The 21,008-nt window shown below is 71.6% G+C and carries 21 protein-coding genes and 1 pseudogene; 9 read left to right on the forward strand and 13 right to left on the reverse strand.

Translation table 11 applies throughout. From position 1 onward, the window contains the following. Window positions 1-130 precede the first annotated feature (130 nt). The 6 genes and pseudogenes from ACT3UL_RS13825 to ACT3UL_RS13850 form a co-directional block, all read right to left on the reverse strand. Window positions 131-1,531: an LLM class flavin-dependent oxidoreductase gene (locus tag ACT3UL_RS13825; RefSeq protein WP_444578829.1), complete on the reverse strand. Its 1,401-nt coding sequence runs from the start codon at window positions 1,529-1,531 to the stop codon at window positions 131-133. Then, window positions 1,528-2,529 carry an LLM class flavin-dependent oxidoreductase gene (locus ACT3UL_RS13830; protein WP_444578830.1) on the reverse strand — a complete coding sequence of 334 codons (1,002 nt, stop codon included), beginning with the start codon at window positions 2,527-2,529 and terminating at the stop codon, window positions 1,528-1,530. The genes ACT3UL_RS13825 and ACT3UL_RS13830 overlap by 4 nt, the downstream gene beginning before the upstream one ends. Then, window positions 2,526-3,584 carry a transporter substrate-binding domain-containing protein gene (locus tag ACT3UL_RS13835; RefSeq protein WP_444578831.1) on the reverse strand — a complete coding sequence of 353 codons (1,059 nt, stop codon included), beginning with the start codon at window positions 3,582-3,584 and terminating at the stop codon, window positions 2,526-2,528. The genes ACT3UL_RS13830 and ACT3UL_RS13835 overlap by 4 nt, the downstream gene beginning before the upstream one ends. Then, window positions 3,581-4,597, reverse strand: coding sequence for a transporter substrate-binding domain-containing protein (locus ACT3UL_RS13840; RefSeq protein WP_444578832.1), 1,017 nt, complete (start codon window positions 4,595-4,597; stop codon window positions 3,581-3,583). Before ACT3UL_RS13840 ends, ACT3UL_RS13835 begins: the two co-directional genes overlap by 4 nt. A gap of 203 nt (window positions 4,598-4,800) precedes the next feature. Continuing rightward, a pseudogene (locus ACT3UL_RS13845) lies at window positions 4,801-5,538 on the reverse strand (amino acid ABC transporter ATP-binding protein); the annotation flags it as partial. Window positions 5,539-5,714: 176 nt separating this feature from the next. After that, window positions 5,715-6,755: an amino acid ABC transporter permease gene (locus ACT3UL_RS13850; RefSeq protein WP_444578833.1), complete on the reverse strand. Its 1,041-nt coding sequence runs from the start codon at window positions 6,753-6,755 to the stop codon at window positions 5,715-5,717. A gap of 146 nt (window positions 6,756-6,901) precedes the next feature. Here ACT3UL_RS13850 and ACT3UL_RS13855 point away from each other — a divergent pair, with 146 nt between their 5' ends. From ACT3UL_RS13855 to ACT3UL_RS13865, 3 genes are all read left to right on the forward strand, one after another. Further along, the gene (locus ACT3UL_RS13855) at window positions 6,902-9,460 is read left to right on the forward strand and encodes an FAD/NAD(P)-binding protein (RefSeq protein WP_444578834.1); all 2,559 of its coding nucleotides are present in this window, start codon (window positions 6,902-6,904) and stop codon (window positions 9,458-9,460) included. An 84-nt stretch (window positions 9,461-9,544) separates the two neighbouring features. Then, window positions 9,545-10,045: a MarR family winged helix-turn-helix transcriptional regulator gene (locus tag ACT3UL_RS13860; protein ID WP_444578835.1), complete on the forward strand. Its 501-nt coding sequence runs from the start codon at window positions 9,545-9,547 to the stop codon at window positions 10,043-10,045. After that, window positions 10,042-10,464, forward strand: coding sequence for an organic hydroperoxide resistance protein (locus ACT3UL_RS13865; protein WP_444578836.1), 423 nt, complete (start codon window positions 10,042-10,044; stop codon window positions 10,462-10,464). The genes ACT3UL_RS13860 and ACT3UL_RS13865 overlap by 4 nt, the downstream gene beginning before the upstream one ends. A 38-nt stretch (window positions 10,465-10,502) precedes the next feature. Here ACT3UL_RS13865 and ACT3UL_RS13870 read toward each other — a convergent pair whose 3' ends face one another. From ACT3UL_RS13870 to ACT3UL_RS13885, 4 genes are all read right to left on the reverse strand, one after another. Beyond that, window positions 10,503-12,299, reverse strand: coding sequence for a SulP family inorganic anion transporter (locus tag ACT3UL_RS13870; protein ID WP_444578837.1), 1,797 nt, complete (start codon window positions 12,297-12,299; stop codon window positions 10,503-10,505). 7 nt (window positions 12,300-12,306) lie between these two features. Further along, complete coding sequence (locus ACT3UL_RS13875) at window positions 12,307-12,675, reverse strand: ArsR/SmtB family transcription factor (RefSeq protein ID WP_443335551.1); 369 nt, start codon at window positions 12,673-12,675, stop codon at window positions 12,307-12,309. 134 nt (window positions 12,676-12,809) lie between these two features. Beyond that, a complete protein-coding gene (locus ACT3UL_RS13880; RefSeq protein ID WP_444578838.1) occupies window positions 12,810-13,298 on the reverse strand; it encodes a DUF4383 domain-containing protein in 489 nt (162 codons plus the stop codon). 210 nt (window positions 13,299-13,508) lie between these two features. Next, window positions 13,509-14,405, reverse strand: coding sequence for an ornithine cyclodeaminase (locus ACT3UL_RS13885; RefSeq protein ID WP_444578839.1), 897 nt, complete (start codon window positions 14,403-14,405; stop codon window positions 13,509-13,511). A 51-nt stretch (window positions 14,406-14,456) separates the two neighbouring features. On the opposite strand from ACT3UL_RS13885, the gene ACT3UL_RS13890 reads away from it, so the two are divergent. Further along, window positions 14,457-14,969, forward strand: a complete 513-nt coding sequence (locus ACT3UL_RS13890; RefSeq protein ID WP_444578840.1) for a hypothetical protein — start codon at window positions 14,457-14,459, stop codon at window positions 14,967-14,969. Between the two features lie 15 nt (window positions 14,970-14,984). Here ACT3UL_RS13890 and ACT3UL_RS13895 read toward each other — a convergent pair whose 3' ends face one another. After that, complete coding sequence (locus ACT3UL_RS13895; RefSeq protein ID WP_444578841.1) at window positions 14,985-15,521, reverse strand: DUF2087 domain-containing protein; 537 nt, start codon at window positions 15,519-15,521, stop codon at window positions 14,985-14,987. A gap of 174 nt (window positions 15,522-15,695) precedes the next feature. Here ACT3UL_RS13895 and ACT3UL_RS13900 point away from each other — a divergent pair, with 174 nt between their 5' ends. Continuing rightward, complete coding sequence (locus tag ACT3UL_RS13900) at window positions 15,696-16,937, forward strand: thermonuclease family protein (protein ID WP_444578842.1); 1,242 nt, start codon at window positions 15,696-15,698, stop codon at window positions 16,935-16,937. A gap of 169 nt (window positions 16,938-17,106) precedes the next feature. After that, on the forward strand, window positions 17,107-18,087 hold the full coding sequence (locus tag ACT3UL_RS13905) for an aldo/keto reductase (RefSeq protein WP_444578843.1): 981 nt from the start codon (window positions 17,107-17,109) through the stop codon (window positions 18,085-18,087). Between the two features lie 71 nt (window positions 18,088-18,158). Here the strand turns inward: ACT3UL_RS13905 and ACT3UL_RS13910 are convergent, their stop codons facing one another. Beyond that, window positions 18,159-18,914 (reverse strand): SAM-dependent methyltransferase, encoded by a 756-nt coding sequence (locus ACT3UL_RS13910; RefSeq protein WP_444578844.1) that lies wholly within the window; start codon window positions 18,912-18,914, stop codon window positions 18,159-18,161. A 236-nt stretch (window positions 18,915-19,150) separates the two neighbouring features. Here ACT3UL_RS13910 and ACT3UL_RS13915 point away from each other — a divergent pair, with 236 nt between their 5' ends. Next, window positions 19,151-19,327 (forward strand): hypothetical protein, encoded by a 177-nt coding sequence (locus ACT3UL_RS13915; protein WP_444578845.1) that lies wholly within the window; start codon window positions 19,151-19,153, stop codon window positions 19,325-19,327. Between the two features lie 61 nt (window positions 19,328-19,388). Here the strand turns inward: ACT3UL_RS13915 and ACT3UL_RS13920 are convergent, their stop codons facing one another. Beyond that, window positions 19,389-19,982 carry an AAA family ATPase gene (locus tag ACT3UL_RS13920; RefSeq protein ID WP_444578846.1) on the reverse strand — a complete coding sequence of 198 codons (594 nt, stop codon included), beginning with the start codon at window positions 19,980-19,982 and terminating at the stop codon, window positions 19,389-19,391. Between the two features lie 249 nt (window positions 19,983-20,231). Here ACT3UL_RS13920 and ACT3UL_RS13925 point away from each other — a divergent pair, with 249 nt between their 5' ends. Both ACT3UL_RS13925 and ACT3UL_RS13930 read left to right on the forward strand, forming a co-directional pair. After that, window positions 20,232-20,408, forward strand: coding sequence for a hypothetical protein (locus tag ACT3UL_RS13925; RefSeq protein ID WP_444578847.1), 177 nt, complete (start codon window positions 20,232-20,234; stop codon window positions 20,406-20,408). Between the two features lie 163 nt (window positions 20,409-20,571). Further along, on the forward strand, window positions 20,572-21,006 hold the full coding sequence (locus ACT3UL_RS13930; protein WP_444578848.1) for a hypothetical protein: 435 nt from the start codon (window positions 20,572-20,574) through the stop codon (window positions 21,004-21,006). Window positions 21,007-21,008: the final 2 nt, after the last annotated feature.

Raw genomic sequence — 21,008 nt, forward strand, 5'->3', positions numbered from 1 at the left:
CGCGTTCTGTCCGCCTGCGACTCATGGTCGATCCCTCCTGAGTCGCAGGCGGGCAGACAGGGCTAGCCCGAAGGCTGGAGCTGCCCACGGAGCCCTCGCTTGCCTACGCCTACCCTGCGCACGCGGCGACTCAGACCGGCGGCAGCCCCAGGTTCTCCCGCAGCGTCGAGCCGGCGTAGTCGGTCGGGTACACGCCGCGCTCCTGCAGGCGGGGGATGAGGTGGTCCACGATGTCGTCCAGGCCTGAGGGGATGAGCCACGGGGTGATGTTCAGGCCGTCGATCGCTCCCAGCCGGGCGAACTCCACGAGACGATCGGCGACCGCGTCGTAGCTGCCGCTGAAGGTGCCGCGGCGGGAACCGGCCTTGACCCGGGCGAACTCGAGGATCGACTGGCCCTTCTCCGCGGCTTCTTCGCGCCACTGCTGCGTGAGCTCCTGGGCCTTGGCGAACTGGAAGCCGGCCCCGCGGGTCACGCCGGACTCCACGACCTCCGGTTCGACGTCGGGAAGAGGCCCCTCGGGATCGAAGTCCGACAGGTCCCGGCCCCAGTACTGCTCGAGCAGGGCGATCGCCTGCTCGGGGCCCACCTGCAGGTCGCGCACCCAGCGGATCTTCTCGTCGGCCTCCTTCTCGGTGGGCGCGAGCACCACCTCCGCGCCCGGGAGGATCTTCACGCTGTTCGCGTCGCGACCCGCCGCGACGGTGCGCTCGGCGATGCTGCGGCGGAAGTCGACCGCCGCCTCGAGGCTGCCGTGCGGGGAGAAGATGACGTCCGCCGTGCGGGCGGCGAAGTCCTGCCCGGCGGGGGAGGCCCCGGCCTGGAACAGCACCGGCCGGCCCTGCGCGGAACGGGGCAGATCGCCCTGAGCGCGCACCGAGTAGTGGGCGCCGTCGTGCTCGATCTGCTCGCCGCGCCAGAACTGCTGGGCGACCTCCACGAACGCCTCGGCGTGCACGTAGCGGTCCGCGTGGTCGAGATAGCCGCCGCGCCGGAAGTTCTCCCCGGTCCACGCGTTGTCCGTGGTCACGACGTTCCAGCCGGCCCGGCCGCCCGAGAGCAGATCGAGGGTCTGGAACCGGCGGGCGAGGTCCACGGGGTCGTTGTAGGTGGTGTTCTGGGTGGCGACCAGCCCGATCTGGTCCGTGACCGCCGCCAGCGCCGCGAGCAGGGCCTGCGCATCGGGACGCCCGGCCACGTCGAACTCCAGGGGCACGCCGCGGTGCTCCCGCAGCCGCAGCCCCTCACCCAGGAAGAACGCCGCGAACTTCCCGCGCTCGGCGGTGCGCACCAGCGCCTCGAAGGACTCCCAGGCCACCTGGTCACCGCTCTGGGGCAGTCGCCAGATGGTCGAGGAGTTCACGCCCTGGAAGAACGCCCCGAAGGACAGCTGCCCGGTGGGGGTGTGCGCGGGGTGGATCGGGTGCTCGGCGGGTCCGGTGGCCAGGGCCGCGGCCTCGGCCGAGAGCTCGGCGGCCTCGGCGGACAGCTCGGTGTCGGCGGCGGGGCGGAACGGGGCGGTGGTGCTCATGCGAGGTCCTCGGAGTTCAGACGGGCGCGGTCGGAGCGACGCGCAGGATCGGCGGCACGGGCCGCGACGGGCAGGCCCAGCTGGTCACGCAGGCTCTGCCCGGCCGACGGGGCCGCGGCGAGCAGCCCGCGCTCCCGCAGGGCGGCGGAGAGCTCGGCCACGGTGCCCAGCGGATCGGCCTCCAGGTCCAGACCCACCAGGCGCACCAGGCGCACGGCGGGACCGGCATCCTCGGCCAGCGCCCGCTCGACGGCGTCGGGGCGGGCGCCCGTGGACACATCGAGGTCGAGCACGCGCCCATCGGCCAGCTCGGTCGCGACGCGCTCGCCGACGGCGGCGCGGTCCGCATCGGCGATCAGCACCGGGAGCAGGCCCTGCGGGGAGCGCGGGGTGATCGCCGGCCCGCGCACCGCGAAGGACTCGCCCTCGAAATCGGCGTACTGCAGGCGCGCGGCGTCCACGTACACACCCCGGTCGGTATCGCGCACCACGGCGTCCTCGGCCCAGGAGTCCCACACCAGCCGCGAGGCCTCGAGCACGTCGGCCGCCTCGCGGGCGGTCGCCTCCAGGCCCAGCGTGGTGCGGCCGACGGTCGCGGCCACCGTCGGGTCGGTCTCCGCCGTGAGCAGCCAGCCGGCACGGCCGTGGCTGATGTGGTCCAGGCTCATCAGCTGCGTGGCCAGGTGGAACGGCTCCACGTAGACGGCGTCGGTGCGCGGCAGCAGCGCGATGGCGTCGGTGAGCGGAGCCAGGTGGGAGGCGACATGGATGGGGTGGAGCCCGCCGTCGCTGAGCGTGAGGGCGCCGACCCCTGCCTGCTCGAGCTCGCGCGCACGGTCTGCGAGGTGGCCCAGCAGGCTGGGCTCGGCGACGAGGTCCACGGCGAGGACGGGCAGGCCCGGGCGCTGTTCCTGGACGCTCAAGGTATCGACGCTCTGGGTGCTGGTGCTCTGGGTGTCGGCGCGGTGGGCGCCGAGGTGGGAGGCGGTGGTGGTCATGGCTTCTCCTTCGTGTGGACGCGTGCTTCGGGGAGCCCCACGTCGGCGAGGTTCCAGCGCTCGAGCACCTGGGCGTAGGTGCCGTCGGCGATCACGGCGTTGAGCGCCGCGGCATACGGGTCGGCGAGCCCGCTGCCGCGATCGAACGTCGCCGCGATGAGGGTCTTGTCCGGCCATCCCTCCTCGACCCGGCCCTGCACCTCGACGTCGTCACGCCGGGAGGCGATGAAGGTCTGGGTCGCATAGGGGCCGAACGAGGCGTCCACCCGGCCCGAGCCGAGGGCGAGCAGGGTGTCAGCGCTGGACGAGTAGTTCTTCAAGGTCGCCGGCGCCTTCCCCGCGGCCTCGAGCTCGGCGTTCCAGTCGATGAGGATCCGCTCCTGGTTGGAAGCGGCGCTGACGGCGATGATCCTCCCGCTGATCGAGTCGGCATCCTCGAGGCGGAGATCCGCGCCCTTCTGCACGAGGAAGGCGACGTACGCCGCGCGATACGAGGCGAAGTCGAACTTCTCCAGGCGCTCGGCGTTCACACCGACGTTGAAGTGGACCACGTCGAGATCGCCGGCCTCGAGCTTGAGCGGCCAGTTGTCCCAGCTGGTCAGCCAGGTTTCGAGATCGAGGCCGAGCTTGTCCGCGGCCAGGCGGGCGGTGTCCACCTCCGATCCGATGTAGGTCTCGTTGTCGTCCGCGAGGAAGGAGAGCGGGGCGAAGCTCTGGCTCCCGATGCCCACCCGGAGCACGCCGGACTCAGCGATCTCGGGCGGCAGCAGCGCGGCGATCGAGGCATCGGCGGTGGAACGGATGAGCTCCTGCGTGCCCGAGGTGTCGAGCCGTCCGGTCGCCGGGGCGCCTCCGCCGTCGGAGGCTGCGGAACCGGAACCGGAACCGGAACCGGAACCGGAACCGGAACCGGAACCGGAACCGGAATCAGAACCAGAGCCCGCACCCACGGCCTGCGCCTCGGGGAGCGGATCGGAGCAGGCCGCGAGCAAACCCACGGGCAGCAGCAGCCCGGCACCCGCGAGGGTGCGGCGGGTCAGGTGAGCGGCGTTCACGGGTTCTCCTGGGTGTGGGCGCGGGATGTGGTCACGGCTTCCTCGGTCAGCTGCCAGCGCTCGAGCACCTGGGCGTAGGTGCCGTCCTCGATGAGGGCGTTCAGCGCGGCCGCATAGGGCTCGGCGAGACCGCTGCCGGCGGGGAACGTGCCCGCGACCAGCGTCTCGTCGGGCCAGCCGGCGTTGATCTTGCCCTGCAGCTCCATGTCGTCGCGGCGCGAGGCCACGAAGGAGAGCGAGGCGAAGGGGGAGAGATAGCCGTCGACCCGGCCGGAGCCGAGGGCCAGCAGGGTGTCGGCGTCGGTCGAGTAGTTCTTCAGCTCGGCCGGCTCCTTGCCGGCGGCCTCGAGCTCCGCGTTCCAGTCGGTGAGGATCCGCTCCTGGTTGGTCGCATTGCCCACGGCGATGATGCGCCCGCTGAGGGAGTCGGCGTCCTCGAGCCAGAAGTCGGCGCCCTTCTTCGCGAGGAAGGACATGTACGCCGCCCGGTAGGAGGCGAAGTCGAACTTCTGCAGCCGCTCGGCGTTGATGCCGATGTTGGCGTGCACCACGTCGAACTCCCCGGCCTCGAGCTTGAGCGGCCAGTTCTCCCAGGTGGTCAGATTCAGCTCGAACTCGAGGCCGAGCTTGTCGGCGACGATCCGGGCGATGTCGATCTCGGAGCCGATGTAGGTCTGGTTGTCGTCGGCCAGGAACGACAGCGGGGCGGCGCTGGTGCCGTTGATCCCCACGCGCAGCACACCGGACTCGGCGATCTCGGCGGGCAGCAGGGCGGCGGCCTCCGCGTCGGCAGAAGCCCGGATCAGGTCCTGGCTGCCCGAGGTGTCGATGGGACCGGCGCCCGAGCCGCCCCCGTCGGACGCTCCGGAGCCGCCGTCGGAGACGGTGCCCCCGGCGGACGCGGTGGGCACCGGATCGGAGCAGGCGGCGAGCAGGCCGACGGGCAGCAGCAGGCCCGCGGTCGTGACGGCGCGACGGGACGGGAGGCCTGAGAGGAAGCGGGAACGGGTCATGAGTGGTCCTCGGAGTGATGACGGGGGAGCGGGGTGCGGCTGGTGGCCTGGTCCGCGCCGATGACGGGGGGATGGGAGGAGCCGACGCCGGCGAGATCGCCGGGCGGGGCCGTCCGCTCGGGAGCGGCACCGGAGACGGGCTGCTGCGCGGGGGACGCCGGGGCCGGTGCCGGGCGGAGGTCCGGATCCTCCGTGCCGGTGCGCACGCGCTGCAGGAAGGACCGGGTGCGCTCGTGGGCGGGATGGTCGATCACGCGGGACGGGGGCCCCTGCTCGACGACCAGCCCCTGATCCATGAACACGACCGTGTCCGCCACGTCCCGGGCGAAGGAGATCTCGTGGGTGACGATCACGAGCGTGGTGCCGGCCCGAGCGAGGGACCGGATCACCGCGAGCACCTCCTCGACCAGCTCGGGGTCCAGCGCGCTGGTGGGCTCGTCGAACAGCAGCACCTTCGGCTCCAGGGCCAGGGCCCGGGCGATCGCCACCCGCTGCTGCTGGCCGCCGGAGAGCTGGCGCGGATACACGTCCGCCTTGTCCGAGAGCCCCACCAGGGCGAGGAGCTCGCGGGCCCGCGCCTCGGCCTGACGGGCAGGCACGCCGAGCGCCCGACGCGGAGCCTCGGTGACGTTCTGCAGCGCCGTCATGTGGGCGAACAGGTTGAAGCTCTGGAACACCATCCCGATCGCGGTGCGCTGATGGAGCACCTCGCGCTCGGGCAGCTCGTGCAGCAGGTCGCCCTCACGGCGGTACCCGATGACCTCGCCGTCCACGCTGATCAGGCCCTGATCCAGGGTCTCGAGGTGGTTGATCGTGCGCAGCAGGGTCGACTTGCCGGAACCGGAGGGGCCCAGCACGGCCGTGACCGAGCCGGGAGCGATCTGCAGGTCGATGCCGCGCAGCACCTCGAGGTCCCCGAAGGACTTGTGCACGCCGCGGATCTCGACGAGCCCGCCGCGTGAGCGGGCAGCGGGGCGCGCGGAGGGTGCGTGAGCAGGAGGCTCCGTGGCGTGCCGATCCGCCTCGGAGAATCGGAGGGCCGGTTCGGAATCGGATCCGATCTCCGGGATGAGGTGAGGGCGCGAGATGCCGCGCCCCCGCAGGCGGTCGAGGATGCTCATGCGACGGCTCCCGTCGGGGTGGAACGGCGGGCGAACCGGGCGCGCAGGCTCTGCAGCGGCGTCGGCGGCAGGTTCCGCACGGCGCCCTTCGCGTAGTGGCGCTCGATGTAGTACTGCCCGATCGAGAGCAGCGAGGTGATCACGACGTACCAGAGGGTCGCGACCAGCAGCATCGGCAGCACCTCCTGGGTGCGTCCGTAGATCAGCTGGATGGTGAAGAACAGTTCGGCGTGGGCCAGCACGTAGACGATCGAGGTGCCCTTGACCAGGCCGATGATCTCGTTGAACGCGGTGGGCAGGATCGCCCGCATCGCCTGGGGCAGCACGATCCGCAGGGAGCGGTCGCGGGCCGGGATGCCGAGCGCGCCCGCCGCCTCCAGCTGCCCCTGGTCCACGGAGAGGATCCCGCCGCGGATGAGCTCGGCCGCATAGGCCGCCTGGTGCAGGCCGAGCCCCAGGATCGCGGCGAGCATCGGGGTCATGAGGTCGCTGGTGCGGGCGTCGACGAGGGTGATGTCCGTGAGCGGGATGCCCAGGGTCACGCGTTCGTAGAGGTAGCCGAGGTTGTACCAGAGCAGCAGCTGCACCAGCAGCGGCGTGGACCGGAAGATCCACGAGAACGTCCAGGCCACCCCGGAGATCAGTCCGGAGGGGGACAGGCGCATGAGAGCGAGGATCAGCCCCAGGGTGAACCCGACCGCGCCGGCGAGGACCGTGAGCTTCAGGGTCTCCAGCAGGCCGCGGAGGATCGATTCGGCGAGGAACCACTGGGCGACCACGCCCCACTCCCAGCGCGGATTGGTCACGAAGGAGTACGCGACGACGGCCACCAGGAGGCCGACGGCGACCGCGAGGACCACGCGGCCCGGATGGCGGGCCGGCACCACCCGCAGATGCGAGAGGTCCTCGGCAGGGATCGGGGCGGGCTGGCACGACATGGGGTCCGCTCCGGTCGCCGAGGCGTGCCCGGTGGCAGCGGTACCGGCTGCCTGGGGGACGTGGCGTGCGGTCTCTTCGGAGACGGCGGAGGAGGTCATGAGGTGCCTTCCGTGACGATGCATGAACGCGAGGGCGGACATGGCTTGCACTGCCCGACGGTATAAGCGAACCTAATGGACATGCAAGGCGGCGGCTATGGGTCGTCACAGTGCGACACAGATACAGCTTCGGAAGGGATCCCCTGATGACCTCTCGGAACAGCCTCGCGAGCACCCGCCTCGTGATCGTCGGCGGCGGACCGCGAGCGATCGGCGTGCTCGAACGCCTCGGCGCGAGCGCCGCGCTGCCCGAGCAGGCCGCGCAGCTGGCGCGCACCGGGCTGCACGTGGACATCGTGGATCCGCACATGCCCGGCGCCGGGCGCATCTGGCGCGCGACCGAGAGCCCGCTGCTGCTGATGAACTCGCGCGCGGCCGACGTCTCGATCTTCACCGACGACACCGTGGACTGTGACGGCCCGGTCGTCGCAGGGCCCTCGCTGGCCCAGTGGGCCGACGGGATCCGCCGCGGCACGATCGCCGCGCCGACCGCCGGTACGGATCGCCTCGCGGAGATCGACGCCCTCGTGGCCACCAGCTTCGCCAGCCGCCGGGTGCAGGCGCTGTACCTCGAATGGTTCTTCGGGCAGGTGCTCGCGGCCCTGCCGGCGACCGTCACCGTCACGGTGCACCGCACGACGGCGACCGCCGTGCGCCGACGTGGGCCTGCGCACTGGAGCGTCGAGCTCGACGAGCGTGCACCGCTCCACGCCGACCTGCTCGTGCTCGCCGCCGGCCACACCGACTCCCGCCCGTCGGCCGCGCGCCATGAGCTCGCCGCCTTCGCCCGCCGCCACGGCGGCGCCTATCTGGCACCCTCGCAGGCCGGCGATGCCCATCTCGACCAGCTCGCCGCCGGTCAGGAGACGATCGTGCGCGGCATGGGCCTGGGCTTCATCGACCTCATGGCGCTGCTCACGCAGGGGCGCGGCGGCCGGTTCGAGCCCGCACCGTCGCCGGGGGACCCGGATCGCGTGGAGTACCGGCCCTCCGGTCGTGAGCCCCGGCTCTGGGTCGGCTCGCGCCGCGGCGTGCCGTATCACTCGAAGGTCCGCGGCGAGGGTGATCCTGCCGGGCCCGGCGACCTCGTGCACGTCACCGCCGAGAAGCTCCGGGAGCGGGAGGACGCCCACGGACGCCTGGACTTCCGGGCCGACGTGGTGCCCCTGATCGCCGCCGAGGTGGCCCGCTGGGTGCCCGATGCCCCGCGCGCTCAGCCGGGGGAGGATCCCCTGGCCTGGCTCGATGATCCGCTGGCCCGGCTCGGTGAGGATGTCTCGGAGCAGGCCACCCGCGACGCCGTGATCCGCCACATCGAGCACGATCTGCGCTCCCGCACCCAGGGCGACGTGAGCTCCGCCCGGGCGCTGTTCCAGCTGCTGCTGCGCCTGCACGGAGTGCTCGTGGATCAGCTGCCCGCCAGTCGGCTGCGGGAGTCCTCGCGCGGCGACTATCCGCACTGGTGGCACTCGCTGTTCAGCTTCGTGGACTCCGGCCCGCCCCCGCACCGCCTCCATCAGCTGCTCGCGCTCGAGCGCGCAGGCGTCGTGCGCTTCCTCGGCCCGCGCACCCGCGTCACCGCGGACGACGTCACCGGGCGCTTCGTGGCACGCGGCGCCGGCGTGCAGGTCTCCGCCACCGCCCTGGTCGATGCCTTCCTGCCGGAGCCGTCGCTCGTGGAGTCCACGAACCCGCTGCTGCGGGATCTGGTCGCGGGGGAGAGCGCCGTGGGGCGCGAATCCGCCGCGGCGGCCGGCACGCTCGAGGTCGATGCGCGATACCGGGTCATCGCGCCCGACGGCACCGCGCACGAGGGGCTCTGGGCGGTGGGCCCCTGGACCTCCGAGCTGCCCATCGGCGCCTTCGCCCGCCCCCGCACCAACGCGCCCTGCCACCGCCGCAACGACGCCCTGGCCCGGGAGATCCTGGACGCGGCGCTCACCCTGCCCGGGCAGGCCGCGCCGCGGGGCGTGGTGCCCGCTGCCCCGAGCCTCGCAGGGTGTGCTGCTCCGGGCGACCCGGCGCTGAGCGATCCGCTGCCCCGTGCCCTGACGGCGCCGCGCCTGGGGATCCTCGGTCCCGGCAAGATCGGCACGGCCCTGGCCCGCACCGCGCTGCGCGGAGGCCTCGAGGTCCAGGTCGCGGGCCGCGCCGCTGCCCCCGTGATCGCCGCGAAGCTCCCCGGCGCGCTCCCCGTGGACGCCGAGGATCTCGCGATGACCTGTGACGTCGTGGCGCTCACCGTGCCCTTGCACGTGGCCTTGGCGATCGATCCGGAGGTGCTGCGCGGCGCGATCGTCATCGACGCCACCAACCCCTGGGGCGAGGCCGACGCCCGCGCGGTGGCCGCCGCTCGTCTCGGGGCCGGCGACCTGCGCGATGAGCTCTCGACGAGCGAGCTGCTCGCCACGCACCTGACCGGCTCCCGCGTCGTGAAGGCGCTGAACCACATCGGCTATCACGACGTCGAGGATCAGGGCCGGGACTCCGGGCATCCGCGACGCCGGGCGATCGCGGTCGCCGCGGATGACTCCCGCGCGGCCGACGTGGTCGCCGCCCTGCTGAACCGCCTGGGCTACGACGGGGTCGCGCTCGGCGCCCTCGCCGCCGGGCGCCACCTCGAGCTCGGAGCCGGGCTGTTCAGCGGCTGGAGCACCCGGGATGAGCTTCATCGCCGCCATCGCGAGCAGGTGCGCGTGGCCTGAGCGGGCACCCCGCCCGGTGCCTGGATGATGTGACGTGTGCACAACTCGGTTGTGCACAACTTGATGGGGTGCCACGATGGGCGCATGACGACGACGGACGAGATGGTGTGCTTCGCTCTCTACGCGGCCTCGCGCGCCACCACCCAGGCCTACCGGGCGCTGCTCGAGCCCTGGGGGCTCACCTACGGCCAGTACCTCGTGCTGGTGATGCTGTGGTCCGAGGGTGAGCAGAGCGTCTCGGCGCTGGGAGAGGCGCTCCAGCTGGACTCCGGGACCCTCTCGCCGATGCTGCGACGCATGGAGACGGCCGGGGTGGTCGTGCGCCGACGCGGCGGTCCCGATGAGCGAGTGGTCACCGTGTCGCCCACCGAGCACGGCGAGGACCTGCGTGATCAGCTCTCCCACGTCCCCGCCTGCATCGCCGAGGGCACCGGGATCGGCAGCCTTCAGGAGGCGCAGGCGCTGATCTCCACGCTGCAGGACCTCACCCGGTCGATCCGCGACGTCGTCCCGCCCCAGCTCCCCGGCGCACCCGCCGGGGCCACCCGCCGACCCGCATCGGCATCAGAGGAGAAGACATCATGAAGACTCTCTACACCGCAGAATCCCTGTCCACCGGCTCGGGACGCGACGGCCACGTGCGCACTGTCGAGGGTGCCGTCGACCTCGACATGGCGACCCCGGCCGCGATGGGCGGCTCCGGCAAGGGCGCGAACCCCGAGCAGCTGTTCGCCGCCGGCTACGCCGCCTGCTTCCACTCGGCGCTGACCCTGGTGGCCGGCAAGGCCAAGGCCGACGTCACCGACTCCACCGTCGGCGCCCGCGTGCACATCGGCCCCGACGAGAACGGCGGCTTCCAGCTCGCCGTCGAGCTCGAGGTCGTCATCCCCAACCTGCCGCACGAGCAGGCGCAGGAGCTCGCCGACACCGCGCACCAGGTGTGCCCGTACTCCAACGCCACCCGCGGCAACATCGAGGTCACGGTCACCGTCTCGGACGACTGACCGCTCCGCTGATCCCGTCGGCGCCGGGGTCGATGGGATCAGCTGCGCGTGGCCCGAGCCGTCGGCCCATCGGGGGTCGGCGCCTCCTGCGACTTCGCCGGCTGCCGGGCTGCACGATCGCGCCGCACGTGCGAGCGGGCATGCTCGAGCGCGGCGTCGAACTCCACGAACAGATGATTGTGGTGGCGCAGCGCCCGCAGCACCCCGACCTTGCGGAACAGCGCGGAGTGGTCGTCCTGCACGCCCTTGAGGAGCACGGTGATCCCTCGCCGCTCGAGCCCGCGCACGATCTCCGAGAGGAACTTCGCGCCGGAGGCGTCCACTGCCTCGAGGGCGGACATCCGCAGGATCACCACGCTCACCGGCCCCACCGCCATCACCGTGTCGAAGACTCGCTCCGCGGAGACGAAGAACAGCTGCCCGTCGAAGCGCACCGCGAGGATCTCGTCGTCGCGCTCCTGCGGCCGCGCGGAACGGATCGGCTCGAGGGTGACCCCGCTGGAACGGGAGATCCCGCGCAGGGCGAAGATCGCCGCAAGCGTCACACCGATCAGCACGGCCGCGATGAGGTCGAAGGAGACCGTGATCAGAGCGGTGATGACGAAGGTGAGGGAATCCGCCCGGGTGGAACGAAGGATCGTGCGCACCGTCGCCAGATGGACCATGCGCACCGCCGTCATGAACAGCACGCCCGCGAGCGCCGCCAGCGGGATCGCCCCCACCGGGCCGGACGCCGCATAGACCACGGCGAGCAGCACGAGCGCATGCACCACCGAGGCCAGGCGGCTGCGCGCACCGGCCCGCACGTTCACCGAGGTGCGGGCGATCGCGCCGGTGGCCGGCATGCCGCCGAACAGGGAGGCGCCGATCGAGGCGACGCCCTGCCCCACCAGCTCCCGATCCGGGTCGTACACGCCGGTGTCGGCGAGCCCGGCAGCCACCCGCGCCGAGAGCAGCGATTCGATGGCGGCCAGCGCCGCGACCGTCGCCGCAGCAGGCAGCAGCACCTGGAGCAGCGCCGGATCCAGGGCGGGCAGGGACGGGGAGGGGAGCGTCGCGGGGATCGTCCCGATCCGTGCCAGCGGACCGGGCAGGACGGCGCACAGCACGGTCACCAGGACGATGCCGATCAGGGAGCCCGGGACCGAGGGGTGGATCCGCGGGGCGATCAGCATGCAGGCCACGACCACGGCGACCGCACCGAGAGCCTGGAGCAGGTATCCGGGATCGGCCGCGGAGAGGGCCTGGGCAGCGGCGACCAGGGCGTTCGAGCTGTGCTCGCCGGGGGCCGCCTGCACGGGCGAGGTCACCAGGGGGATCTGCTGCATGAAGATGATGCAGGCGATGCCGAGGGTGAACCCCTCGATGACGGGCCAGGGGATGATCCCGACGACCCGGCCCAGGCGCAGCACCCCGGCGGCCAGCACGAGCAGGCCGGCCAGCAGGGTCACAGAGGCGACGGCGGCTGCGCCGTAGCTCGCGACGATCGGCACGAGCACCACGACCATCGCCCCGGTGGGGCCGGAGACCTGCACGTTCGACCCGCCGAAGACAGCCGCCAGCAGGCCTGCGATGATCGCGGTGACCAGGCCTTGCTCGGCGGTGAGCCCGGAGCTGACCCCGAAGCCGAGGGCGAGCGGGAGGGCCACGATGCCCACCGTGACGCCCGCCAGCAGGTCGCCCTTCCAGGTGCGGCGGAGGCCGCGGTAGTCTGTCGGGCCGGGCAGCAGCGACGTCGCACGTCGCAGCGACGTGCGCCAGCGGGCCGACGGGGCGGCAGGGGCGTTCTCGGCCTGGGTGCGTCGGGGAGCGGGGATCCGCGCAGAGCTGGTCATCGGCCGGTCATCGCTCCGCACCGGGCAGTGCCGGGAGCCCCTGGGCGTCGCTGAGCCGGTCGCTGTCCGCGGCGAGGATACCCAGCAGCAGCGCGCGCGCCACGGCGAGCAGCTCCGCGGTGCGGGGGTCGGCGAGGCGGTAGTAGACGTGGCTCGCCCGTCGCTCGGAGACCACCAGGTGATGGCGACGCAGCACGGACAGGTGCTGGGAGAGGTGGGACGCCTCGAGACCCGTCTCCTGCTGGAGCGCGGTGACGCTGACCTCGTCAGCGGCGGAGAGCAGCTCGAGGATGCGGATCCGGAACGGGTGGGCGAGGCCCTTGAAGAGGTTGGCCTTCACCTCGTAGAGGGGGCGCTGCGACTGGCTGAACGGCATGATGAAATCATCATATGGGATGTCATCGGGGGCCGCACCCCTCTGTGGGCACGGCGATATCACGATGTCCAGGCGACGCGCGCTGCGTCGCCGGAGGTGCCGTCGGCGTCCGTGCAACGGCTCACGAACGACGCTCAGGAGGGCCGGCGGGCCGTCGTCGCCGCGGGAGTGACATCTCGAGAGAGGAACGACAGCCCGACCATGACGAGAGCGATGACGAAATACGCCCAGTCGTCGACGGTGTTCAGCGGCAGGAAGTTGGAGTACGAGTCCCGGTCGACGAGCAGGCCGAAGATCCACAGCACCACAGCGACACCACCGCCGACCCGCAGGTACCAGCGCGCCGAGTCCGAGAACCTCGACAGTGAGAGACCGGCCAGGCCGGCGAACAGATGGATGATGTTGTGCAGCACGGACACCTGGAAGATGCCCAGCACCATCGCCTCGGAGCCGTAGCCCATCTCGATGGTGTGCAGATTCCATGTCACAGCCGGGACGAAGCCGGCGAAGCCGATCATGAGGAAGAAGATCCCGCACATGATCGCGGCCCATCGCACGGGAGCGCGTGCAGGATCGTCGTTCGCCCGTGTCAGGGGTGGGTCGATGGGGCCGTCGATTGCCATGACAGGTCCTCCGATCGTGTGCTCCGTGCAGGAGCTTCGATGGGGCCGCCGGCGCGGTGGATGCACCGACGGGCACGGCTGCGAAGCGGACATTCCGTCCGACGCTGTGTGACCCAGGCTACGCCCGCAGTGGCGGCCGCGAAAGGGGTCGACGGATCGGTTCGACGGGGCTCGGCGCCTCGGAGCCTGCGCCGTCGGCCGGTGCCATGCTCAGGCCTCGGCCGCCCGGGCGACGACGTCGGCGAGCACCACGTCGCCGAGGCCCGAACCGAGGTTCTGCACCACGAGCAGGCCCTCCGGACGGCCCGTGCGCAGCAGGTCACCGGTGCTGCCGCTCGCGAGCGGATAGTCCGCGCCGTGCTTGAGGACGCGCAGCGCTTCGAACTGCACGGGATCATCGGCCACCACGGTGCCGGTGCGGGAGAGCTCGGCGCCGGCCACCGAGGCGTAGTCCAGGGGGAGGAACGTCGCGTCGGGACGGATCTCGCGCAGAGACAGCTCCGAGCCGGTGAGGCCAATGGGCAGTCCGCTGATCACCACGCCTGCGTCAGCGACTGCCTCGGCGCGGTTAGTGATCAGGCGCAGCTCCAGGTCCGGCGTGTGGATGGCGCACCAGGCTGCGAGCTCGTCGAGGGCCTCGCGGCGCCTGCCCCACACCGTGAGGGGGCCGCGGCCCAGGGACTCGAGCACCCGGGCATGCGATCGGGCCTGCACCCCGGTGCCGACGAAGGCGACCGGGCGATCGTCCAGTGCGAGCGAGGCACCGGTGACCGCCGCGGTGCGCAGGGCGGTGAGCGCGGCGGCGTCCATCGTGGCGCGGGTGGACCCGTCGGCCGCAGAGAGCACCATCAGCCCGCCGATCAGCGGCCGGCCCTGGTCGCGGTTCGAGGGCGTGACGGTCACCCATTTCATGCCGAGCAGGCCGCGCTCCGGCCACGCCGCCGGCATGGCGTTGGCGAACCCGCCCTCCTCGTGCACGACCTGGCTCTTCGGGGTCACCGAGGCGGCACCATCGGCCAGGGCCAGCAGCGTCTCGCGCATCAGCTCGACGGCGTGGAGAGGGTCGGGCAGGAGGTCGCGGACCTGGTCATCGCTGAGATGGAGCATGGGTGCACCGTAGCCGCCGCACCGGGGAGGGGGCAGCTCTAGGCTGGGGGCATGGACAGCACATGGGGGAACAACGGTCAGGGGCCAGGTGACGACCAATCCTGGTTGGGTGGCAAGGACCGCGGAGGGTCCGGTCCGTCCGGCTCCGATCCGTCCGGCTCCGGATCGTCCGGGACCGGGTGGTCCTCGGACTTCGGCGACAGCGGTCCGGCCTCCGGGGCGACGGACCAGCGGGCGCCTGACCAGCATGGACCCGACCAGCAGGGGCCCGTATTCGGGGACAGGTCCGGCCAGGACGGCTCGAGCCGAAGCGAGGGGAACGGTTCGGGCTGGGCCTCGGGCTTCACCGGCGCGAACGACTCCGGCAGCAGCAGCAGCAGTCACGGCTCGGGCAAGGGGACGGCCGCGGTGCTGATCGGGGTGCTGTCCTCCGTGGTGGGCATCGTCATCGTCGCCGTCTTCGCCTTCAAGATGGGCATGGACTTCTGGTGGGTGCTGCTGTTCGTGGGCATTCCCCTGATCCGCCGGGTGGGTCGCCTGCTGGGGAGGTCCACCCGGAGGTGACGGCCTGAGCCCCGGTCAGGTGCACCCGGTGAGCCGGTAGGCGGTGCCGTCGGGCGTGCGGGTCAGCACCCCGGAATCCACCGCATCGCGCCGCACGAGCGCGACGTCGCCGACGAACATCGCGATCGCGGCATTGAGCTCGGGCTCGCTCAGCACCCGGTCGCGCCCGACGCGCTCGAACACCAGTCGCGCGATCCGTCCGCTGACCTCGCGGCTCTCCGCGGTCGGGACTGGGATGCCGTCGAGGCGCGGCACCTCGAGGATCGCCTGATCGGACCGCATCAGCGAGAGGACGTCAGCCACGTCGCGGACAGCGGCAAGATCGACCTCGCCGTCCGCGTCCAGCCAGTCGATGCGGGACAACGGCCCGCTCACGCTCGGGTTCTCGGGCGCCCCGGTGGTCTCGGCGTTGGTCTCGGATGTCCCGGTGGCCGATGCCCCGGCGCCCGAGAGCCGCGCACCCAGCCCGGCGCGCAGCTTCGGGGTCGCGAGCAGTGAGAAGAGCATGCGGGCTCGGCCCAGTGGGGCCTGGAGGTCACGGGGTGTGGTCATGGGATCAGTTCTTTCGGGTGCACGACACGGGGATGCCCAGCATGGCGCACGGTCCGGCCATCGGTCTCTCTCTTTCTTCGGGGAGCCTGCCGAGGCTGATTCGGGGGCGCCCGGTTTGTCAGATTCTCTGGGATCATGGCGTATCGGGCGGGTTGATCTCTGAGAGGCGGCGTCGTGAGCGTTGGACAGGGGGTGCCGGGCCAGGTCGGGCCGCGGCGGAGCAGGCCGTGGGGGAAAGCCGCTGTCGGCCTCGCAGCAATGGGCCTGCTCGCCGGTGGGGCGTATGCGATGACGACCGGCGACGATCGTCGAGGAGAGGTCGTACGCGTCATCGATGGGGACACGTTGATCGCGCTGGTCGATGGGGAGGAGACGACGATCCGTCTGCTGAACATCGATACCCCGGAGACGAAGGACCCCGATGAGGAGGTCCAGTGTCTGGGCCCGGAGAGTGCGGAGTTCCTCGTCGAGCGGCTTCCGGCCGGCACCGAGATCGAGCTCGAGTACGACCGGGAACGGACCGACCGTTACGACCGGACGCTGGCGGGCGTCTACGAATCCGGTGCACTGATCAATGCAGAGATCGCCGCCGAGGGCCTGGGGGTCCCGGTGCTCTTCGAGCCCAACGATCGCTTCCTCCCGGAGGTCGAGGAGGCGTCCCGGGCCGCACAGGAGGCAGGTCTGGGTCTGTTCTCCGCAGAGATCGCCTGCTCGCTGCCGGCGCAGGTGCAGGCTCTGGACAACGCCGCCGGCCAGATTCCGCTCACTGTCGACGGGGACCCGGCCGACGCCCTCGCCGGAGCGACGTCGCTGGTCGAAGAGCTCGACGCCTTTCGCACGGCTCTCGGGCCGGACGGGCTGCCCGGCCTCGGGAACGCCGTGATGGCGGTCCCTGCCATGGAGACCTTCCTCAGCACGCTGAGCATCGAGGCCGACGGTGCACGGGAGCACGCGGAGACGGCTCGCATGACCCTTGACGACGCGAAGAGTGACTTCGACGCCGAGCAGGAGCGCATCGAGCGGGAGGAGCAGGAACGCCTCGAGCGGGAGGAGCAGGAACGCCTGGATCGTGAGGCCCACGAGGAGCAGGAACGTCTGGACCGCGAGGAACAGGATCGTCAGGACCGAGAGGAGCAGGACCGGAAGGATCGAGAGTCCGAGAAATCGGCCCCCGCTCCCTCGGCCCCGCCCAAGACCGGAGGCTCGAGCGGTGGGTCGGGAAACGGATCGTCCTCCGGCGGCGGCTCGACCTCGCAGCAGACCAAGAAGCCTGCTCCCGCACCGGAATCGGAGAAGCCCAAGTCGTCCTCCGGCTGCACCCCCTATGGGCCCGAAATTTCGAACGCTGCTGACGGGGGATACACAGGTCTTCGCTATGGAATGCCTGGTGGGAAGACGTTCCGAAAGTGCTCGTGATCCTCGAGGGCGACGTGGAGGAGAGGGAACGTCTGGCCGGGCAGCGTCTCCGCCCGGCGCGCCGGCCCCGAGGGGTGCACTCGCAAGCACTCCCTCGTTCCGCTGCTCCCGGGGATGATGGAGCTCGACGGGCGACGCAGCCCGGAGCCGACCTCAGAAGGAGCACCTCATGGAGTACGTGAAGCTGGGAAACACCGGACTGGATGTCTCGCGGCTGTGCCTGGGCGCGATGGGCTTCGGCGATCCCGAGCGCTGGATCCACCCGTGGGTGCTCGAGGAGGATGCTGCCCGTCCTGTCATCCAGCATGCGCTGGACGCCGGCATCAACTTCTTCGACACCGCGAACGTGTACTCGATCGGGCGCAGCGAGGAGATCCTCGGCAAGGCGCTGGTCGACTACGCGAACCGCGACGAGATCGTGCTCGCCACCAAGGTGCACGGCCGCATGCACGAGGGCCCCAACGGCAGTGGCCTCTCCCGCAAGGCGATCCTCTCCGAGGTCGACAAGAGCCTCGAGCGCCTGGGCACCGACTACATCGACCTGTACATCATCCATCGCTGGGACTACACGGTCCCGATCGAGGAGACGATGCGGGCGCTGGATGACGTGGTGCGCTCGGGAAAGATCCGCCACATCGGCGCGTCCGCGATGTTCGCGTGGCAGTTCCTGCAGGCCCAGCACGTGGCCGAGGTCAACGGCTGGACCAAGTTCATCTCCATGCAGAACCACTACAACCTCCTGTACCGCGAGGAGGAGCGGGAGATGATGCCGCTGCTGCGCGAGCTCGGCGTCGCCTCCACGCCCTACAGCCCGCTCGCCGCCGGGCGCCTGACCCGCGACTGGAACGCGGACACCGAGCGCGCCCGCACCGACGCCACCGCGAAGACGAAGTACGACTCCACCCAGGGCACCGACCGGGAGATCGTGGAGCAGGTCGCCCGCATCGCCGCGGACCGGGGCGTGGAACGGGTGCATGTGGCCCTGGCCTGGCTGCTCGCGAAGAGTCCGGTGGTCTCGCCGATCGTCGGCGCCACGAGGACCAGCCATATCGACGGGGCACTCGGTGCTCTGGATCTGAAGCTGACCAGTGAGGAGATCACCGCGCTCGAGGCTCCGTACGTCCCCCATGAGGTCGTCGGCGCCCAGTGACCCACGGTGCGCAGACCTCACAGTGAGCAGTGGCGTTCCCGCGGGAACGTCACTGCTCTCGTGAAGTGCGGTCAGCGGCGCCGTGCCCGGATCAGGTGCCGCGTCGAGTGGGCGACGAAGGAACCCTCGCGGCGGATCATCGCATCCATCGCGAGCAGTCGATCCCGGTAGCGGTCGACCTCGAAATCCGGGACCCACCACACGCACTTGCGCAGGATCCACACCACGGCCCCCACGTCGGAGAACTCCATGCGCAGCCGCGCTGTGCGCAGGTCCAGGATCTCGAGGCCGGCGGCTTGCGCCGCGGCCACCTCGTCGTCGGGGTGGCGGCCGCGGCGCTGCTGCGCGGTGGTGGGGCCGACGAAGTGCTCGATCAGCTCGAAGGCCGAGCTCGGGCCGACGTGCTGGGCGAGGTACCGGCCTCCCGGCCCCAGCACGCGGGCGATCTCCGGCCAGTCCGGGCGCACCGGATGGCGGGACGTGACGAGGTCCGCGGCGCCGTCGGCCAGAGGGATCGGCGCGCCGGGAGCGGTCTCGTGCACGACCACCCCGCGGGGACCCAGCAGCGCCCGGGCCTGCGCGGCGTTCGGCGGCCAGCTCTCGGTGACGTGCTGCTGCGCGGCCAGGCGCGGGCACTGCCCGAGCACCTCGCCGCCGCCGGTGTCCAGATCGATCGCCACCCCCGCGGTGGCCACGGCGTCGGCGAGCAGGACCGCATAGCCCCAGGGCGGGCGCTCCTCGGTGGCGCGCCCTGCGAGGTGGCCGAAGCCCCAGCCGTCCACATCAGCCCGCGCGGCCTCGGCGATCAGCGTCTCGGCAGTGCTCATAGGGACCATGGTGCCGGGAGCCGCCCGCGAGCGTCGAAAGAATACCCCTCTGGGGAACCACCCGGCATCGTCCCGTCGGGGCGCCGGAGGAGCTCATTTCTGGCCCCTGAACGGGTATGATGCATGGTCGAGCAGGACGCCTGTCGGGTGCATACGACCGGCCCGTCGCCACCTCCGCAGCACGGAGGGAAAGGACAGCAGATGCCCTTCACGCCCCCGACCGAGCGGGCTGCCGCATGAGCGGCCCCACCCTCGCCCTGGCCATCGCAGCGGGCGTGCTGTGCGTCGCCGCGGTGATCTCCGTCTACCTCACGAACGTCACCGCGCGACCCGGCGCGATCCCGCGCTGGGTGGTCGTCCTGAGCTGCGCCGCGCTCCTCGTCAGCATTGCCGCCGTGGTCTCTGCGCTCTGACCCTCTGGCCCCGACCCTCTGGCCCGTGAACGCTGTGCAGCGACCGTGCGGGCACGACGGGTCAGGCCCCGGAACCGGCTGACGGTTCGGGCTCGGCTGACCAGCCGGACCCGGTCGACCGCTCGGCGATCGCCGCCCGGATCCGCGAGACGCTCTCCTCGAGGCTCGTCGTCGAGGTCTCCAGCACGAGGTCGGCGTTGATCGACCGGGCGTCGTCGGCCCATCGCACGTGCGCCGCACGGAGGAATCCAGGGTCCCGGGAGACCCCGCGGGTCGGATCCGCCAGCGCGCGCTCGAGCGCGACCTCGACAGGGCAGGTGGCCACGACGGTCAGCACAGGCGTTCCCGCGGGAACGTTCTGGAGCACCCTGTCGAGCTCGCCCTGGTCGCTGACCGACTCGGCGATCACCGTGTCCAGACCGGTCCGCAGCCACTGCCCGGTGACCTGGGCGAAGATCCGGTGCGCAGCGGCCCAGTCGGGCAGCGTCGGCCGCGCCATGTCGGCGATGGCATCGAGCTCGACCAGCGCGATCTGCCGGCCCCGGCGGCGCAGGTCCGCGGCAAGGCGCCGGGAGACGGCGCTCTTCCCGGCGGCGAGAGGACCGGCGATCAGGATCAGCGTCGTGCGGACCGGGAGGACGTGGTCTCGGGGCATGCGGCCCATCATGCCTGGGAGGACGTGAGCAAGACGACCCCGGCGAGCCATCGGCGCCCATCAGGGATCCATCACGGAGGAGTATTCTGCAGGCTTTGCCCCAGGAGCGTGCGGGCTCGTCGGCGGCGCCCATGTCCCGTCCCCCGGATCGCCATGACCGGCCCACGCACCAGGAACCCGAGACGCCCGAGAAGCGCGAGAAAGAGGACCGATGGTGTCGTCACGACCCTCCACCGGTGGGGTGGCTCGATGAGCACCCTCACGATCCTGCTGACCGCCTTCGCCGGGATCCTGTTCCTGGCGACCATGATCTCGATCCACCTCTCCTGCGTGACGGCCCGGAACCGGCCCATCCCCCGGTGGATCTTCGCCCTCGGCGGCGCCTGCCTCGTGGTCGCGACCGCGGCGGTGCTGTCCTTCTTCTGATCCGTCGCCCGACGCCTGCTCCGTCGGCCGACGCCCGGGCGTACGTGCGCGGCCTCGGCCGCGGGGCGGTGGGGTGTCGTATCCTCTGACCCAGCAGAGCGCGGCCGCGGGGGCGGTCGTCGCAGGGGGAGCGCCGCGGCGCCGCGACACAGGAGCGAACGCGATGATGGACAGCACCGGGCCCGAGGGCATGCCTCAGGACCCCTTCGGACAGGACCCGGCACCGCACGAACAGGGCTCGCACTCCGCGCTCCCGTTCCGCGAGGACCGCGACGGAAGCACACAGTGGAACGCGGACTTCTCCGCAACCGCGCCCGAGCACGACACGGCCACGTCCGATCGGGCCGACCTCGTGAGCAGCATCGGCAAGGCCGCGTTCTTCCTCGTGGTGCTGGCCTTCATCGGAGGCATCTGGCTCTTCATCTCCCGCCAGCGGGCGCAGATCGAGGCGGGCTTCTCCGGCTCGACAGACGTCTCCAGCGGGGGCATGTTCGACTCCCTGCCGTTCTCTCCGATGGTCCTGATCATCGGACTGTTCCTCGTCGTGGGCGTGCTCAAGCCCGTCGCGACGGCGCTGTGGCGGATCCTCAAGAGGTGAGA

This window comes from Brachybacterium sp. 107, assembly GCF_052379725.1.
Taxonomy (GTDB): Bacteria; Actinomycetota; Actinomycetes; order Actinomycetales; family Dermabacteraceae; genus Brachybacterium.

Excerpts from the sequence above, each read along its gene's own strand:
- ACT3UL_RS13840 (WP_444578832.1), bottom strand. The coding sequence starts at position 4,597 with ATGACCCGTTCCCGCTTCCTCTCAGGCCTCCCGTCCCGTCGCGCCGTC.
- ACT3UL_RS13870 (WP_444578837.1), bottom strand. The coding sequence starts at position 12,299 with ATGACCAGCTCTGCGCGGATCCCCGCTCCCCGACGCACCCAGGCCGAG.
- ACT3UL_RS13850 (WP_444578833.1), bottom strand. The coding sequence starts at position 6,755 with ATGACCTCCTCCGCCGTCTCCGAAGAGACCGCACGCCACGTCCCCCAG.
- ACT3UL_RS13830 (WP_444578830.1), bottom strand. The coding sequence starts at position 2,529 with ATGACCACCACCGCCTCCCACCTCGGCGCCCACCGCGCCGACACCCAG.
- ACT3UL_RS13875 (WP_443335551.1), bottom strand. The coding sequence starts at position 12,675 with ATGCCGTTCAGCCAGTCGCAGCGCCCCCTCTACGAGGTGAAGGCCAAC.
- ACT3UL_RS13930 (WP_444578848.1), top strand. The coding sequence starts at position 20,572 with ATGATGGACAGCACCGGGCCCGAGGGCATGCCTCAGGACCCCTTCGGA.
- ACT3UL_RS13860 (WP_444578835.1), top strand. The coding sequence starts at position 9,545 with ATGACGACGACGGACGAGATGGTGTGCTTCGCTCTCTACGCGGCCTCG.
- ACT3UL_RS13910 (WP_444578844.1), bottom strand. The coding sequence starts at position 18,914 with ATGAGCACTGCCGAGACGCTGATCGCCGAGGCCGCGCGGGCTGATGTG.
- ACT3UL_RS13885 (WP_444578839.1), bottom strand. The coding sequence starts at position 14,405 with ATGCTCCATCTCAGCGATGACCAGGTCCGCGACCTCCTGCCCGACCCT.
- ACT3UL_RS13915 (WP_444578845.1), top strand. The coding sequence starts at position 19,151 with ATGAGCGGCCCCACCCTCGCCCTGGCCATCGCAGCGGGCGTGCTGTGC.
- ACT3UL_RS13825 (WP_444578829.1), bottom strand. The coding sequence starts at position 1,531 with ATGAGCACCACCGCCCCGTTCCGCCCCGCCGCCGACACCGAGCTGTCC.
- ACT3UL_RS13855 (WP_444578834.1), top strand. The coding sequence starts at position 6,902 with ATGACCTCTCGGAACAGCCTCGCGAGCACCCGCCTCGTGATCGTCGGC.
- ACT3UL_RS13880 (WP_444578838.1), bottom strand. The coding sequence starts at position 13,298 with ATGGCAATCGACGGCCCCATCGACCCACCCCTGACACGGGCGAACGAC.
- ACT3UL_RS13865 (WP_444578836.1), top strand. The coding sequence starts at position 10,042 with ATGAAGACTCTCTACACCGCAGAATCCCTGTCCACCGGCTCGGGACGC.
- ACT3UL_RS13905 (WP_444578843.1), top strand. The coding sequence starts at position 17,107 with ATGGAGTACGTGAAGCTGGGAAACACCGGACTGGATGTCTCGCGGCTG.
- ACT3UL_RS13895 (WP_444578841.1), bottom strand. The coding sequence starts at position 15,521 with ATGACCACACCCCGTGACCTCCAGGCCCCACTGGGCCGAGCCCGCATG.
- ACT3UL_RS13890 (WP_444578840.1), top strand. The coding sequence starts at position 14,457 with ATGGACAGCACATGGGGGAACAACGGTCAGGGGCCAGGTGACGACCAA.
- ACT3UL_RS13925 (WP_444578847.1), top strand. The coding sequence starts at position 20,232 with ATGAGCACCCTCACGATCCTGCTGACCGCCTTCGCCGGGATCCTGTTC.
- ACT3UL_RS13920 (WP_444578846.1), bottom strand. The coding sequence starts at position 19,982 with ATGCCCCGAGACCACGTCCTCCCGGTCCGCACGACGCTGATCCTGATC.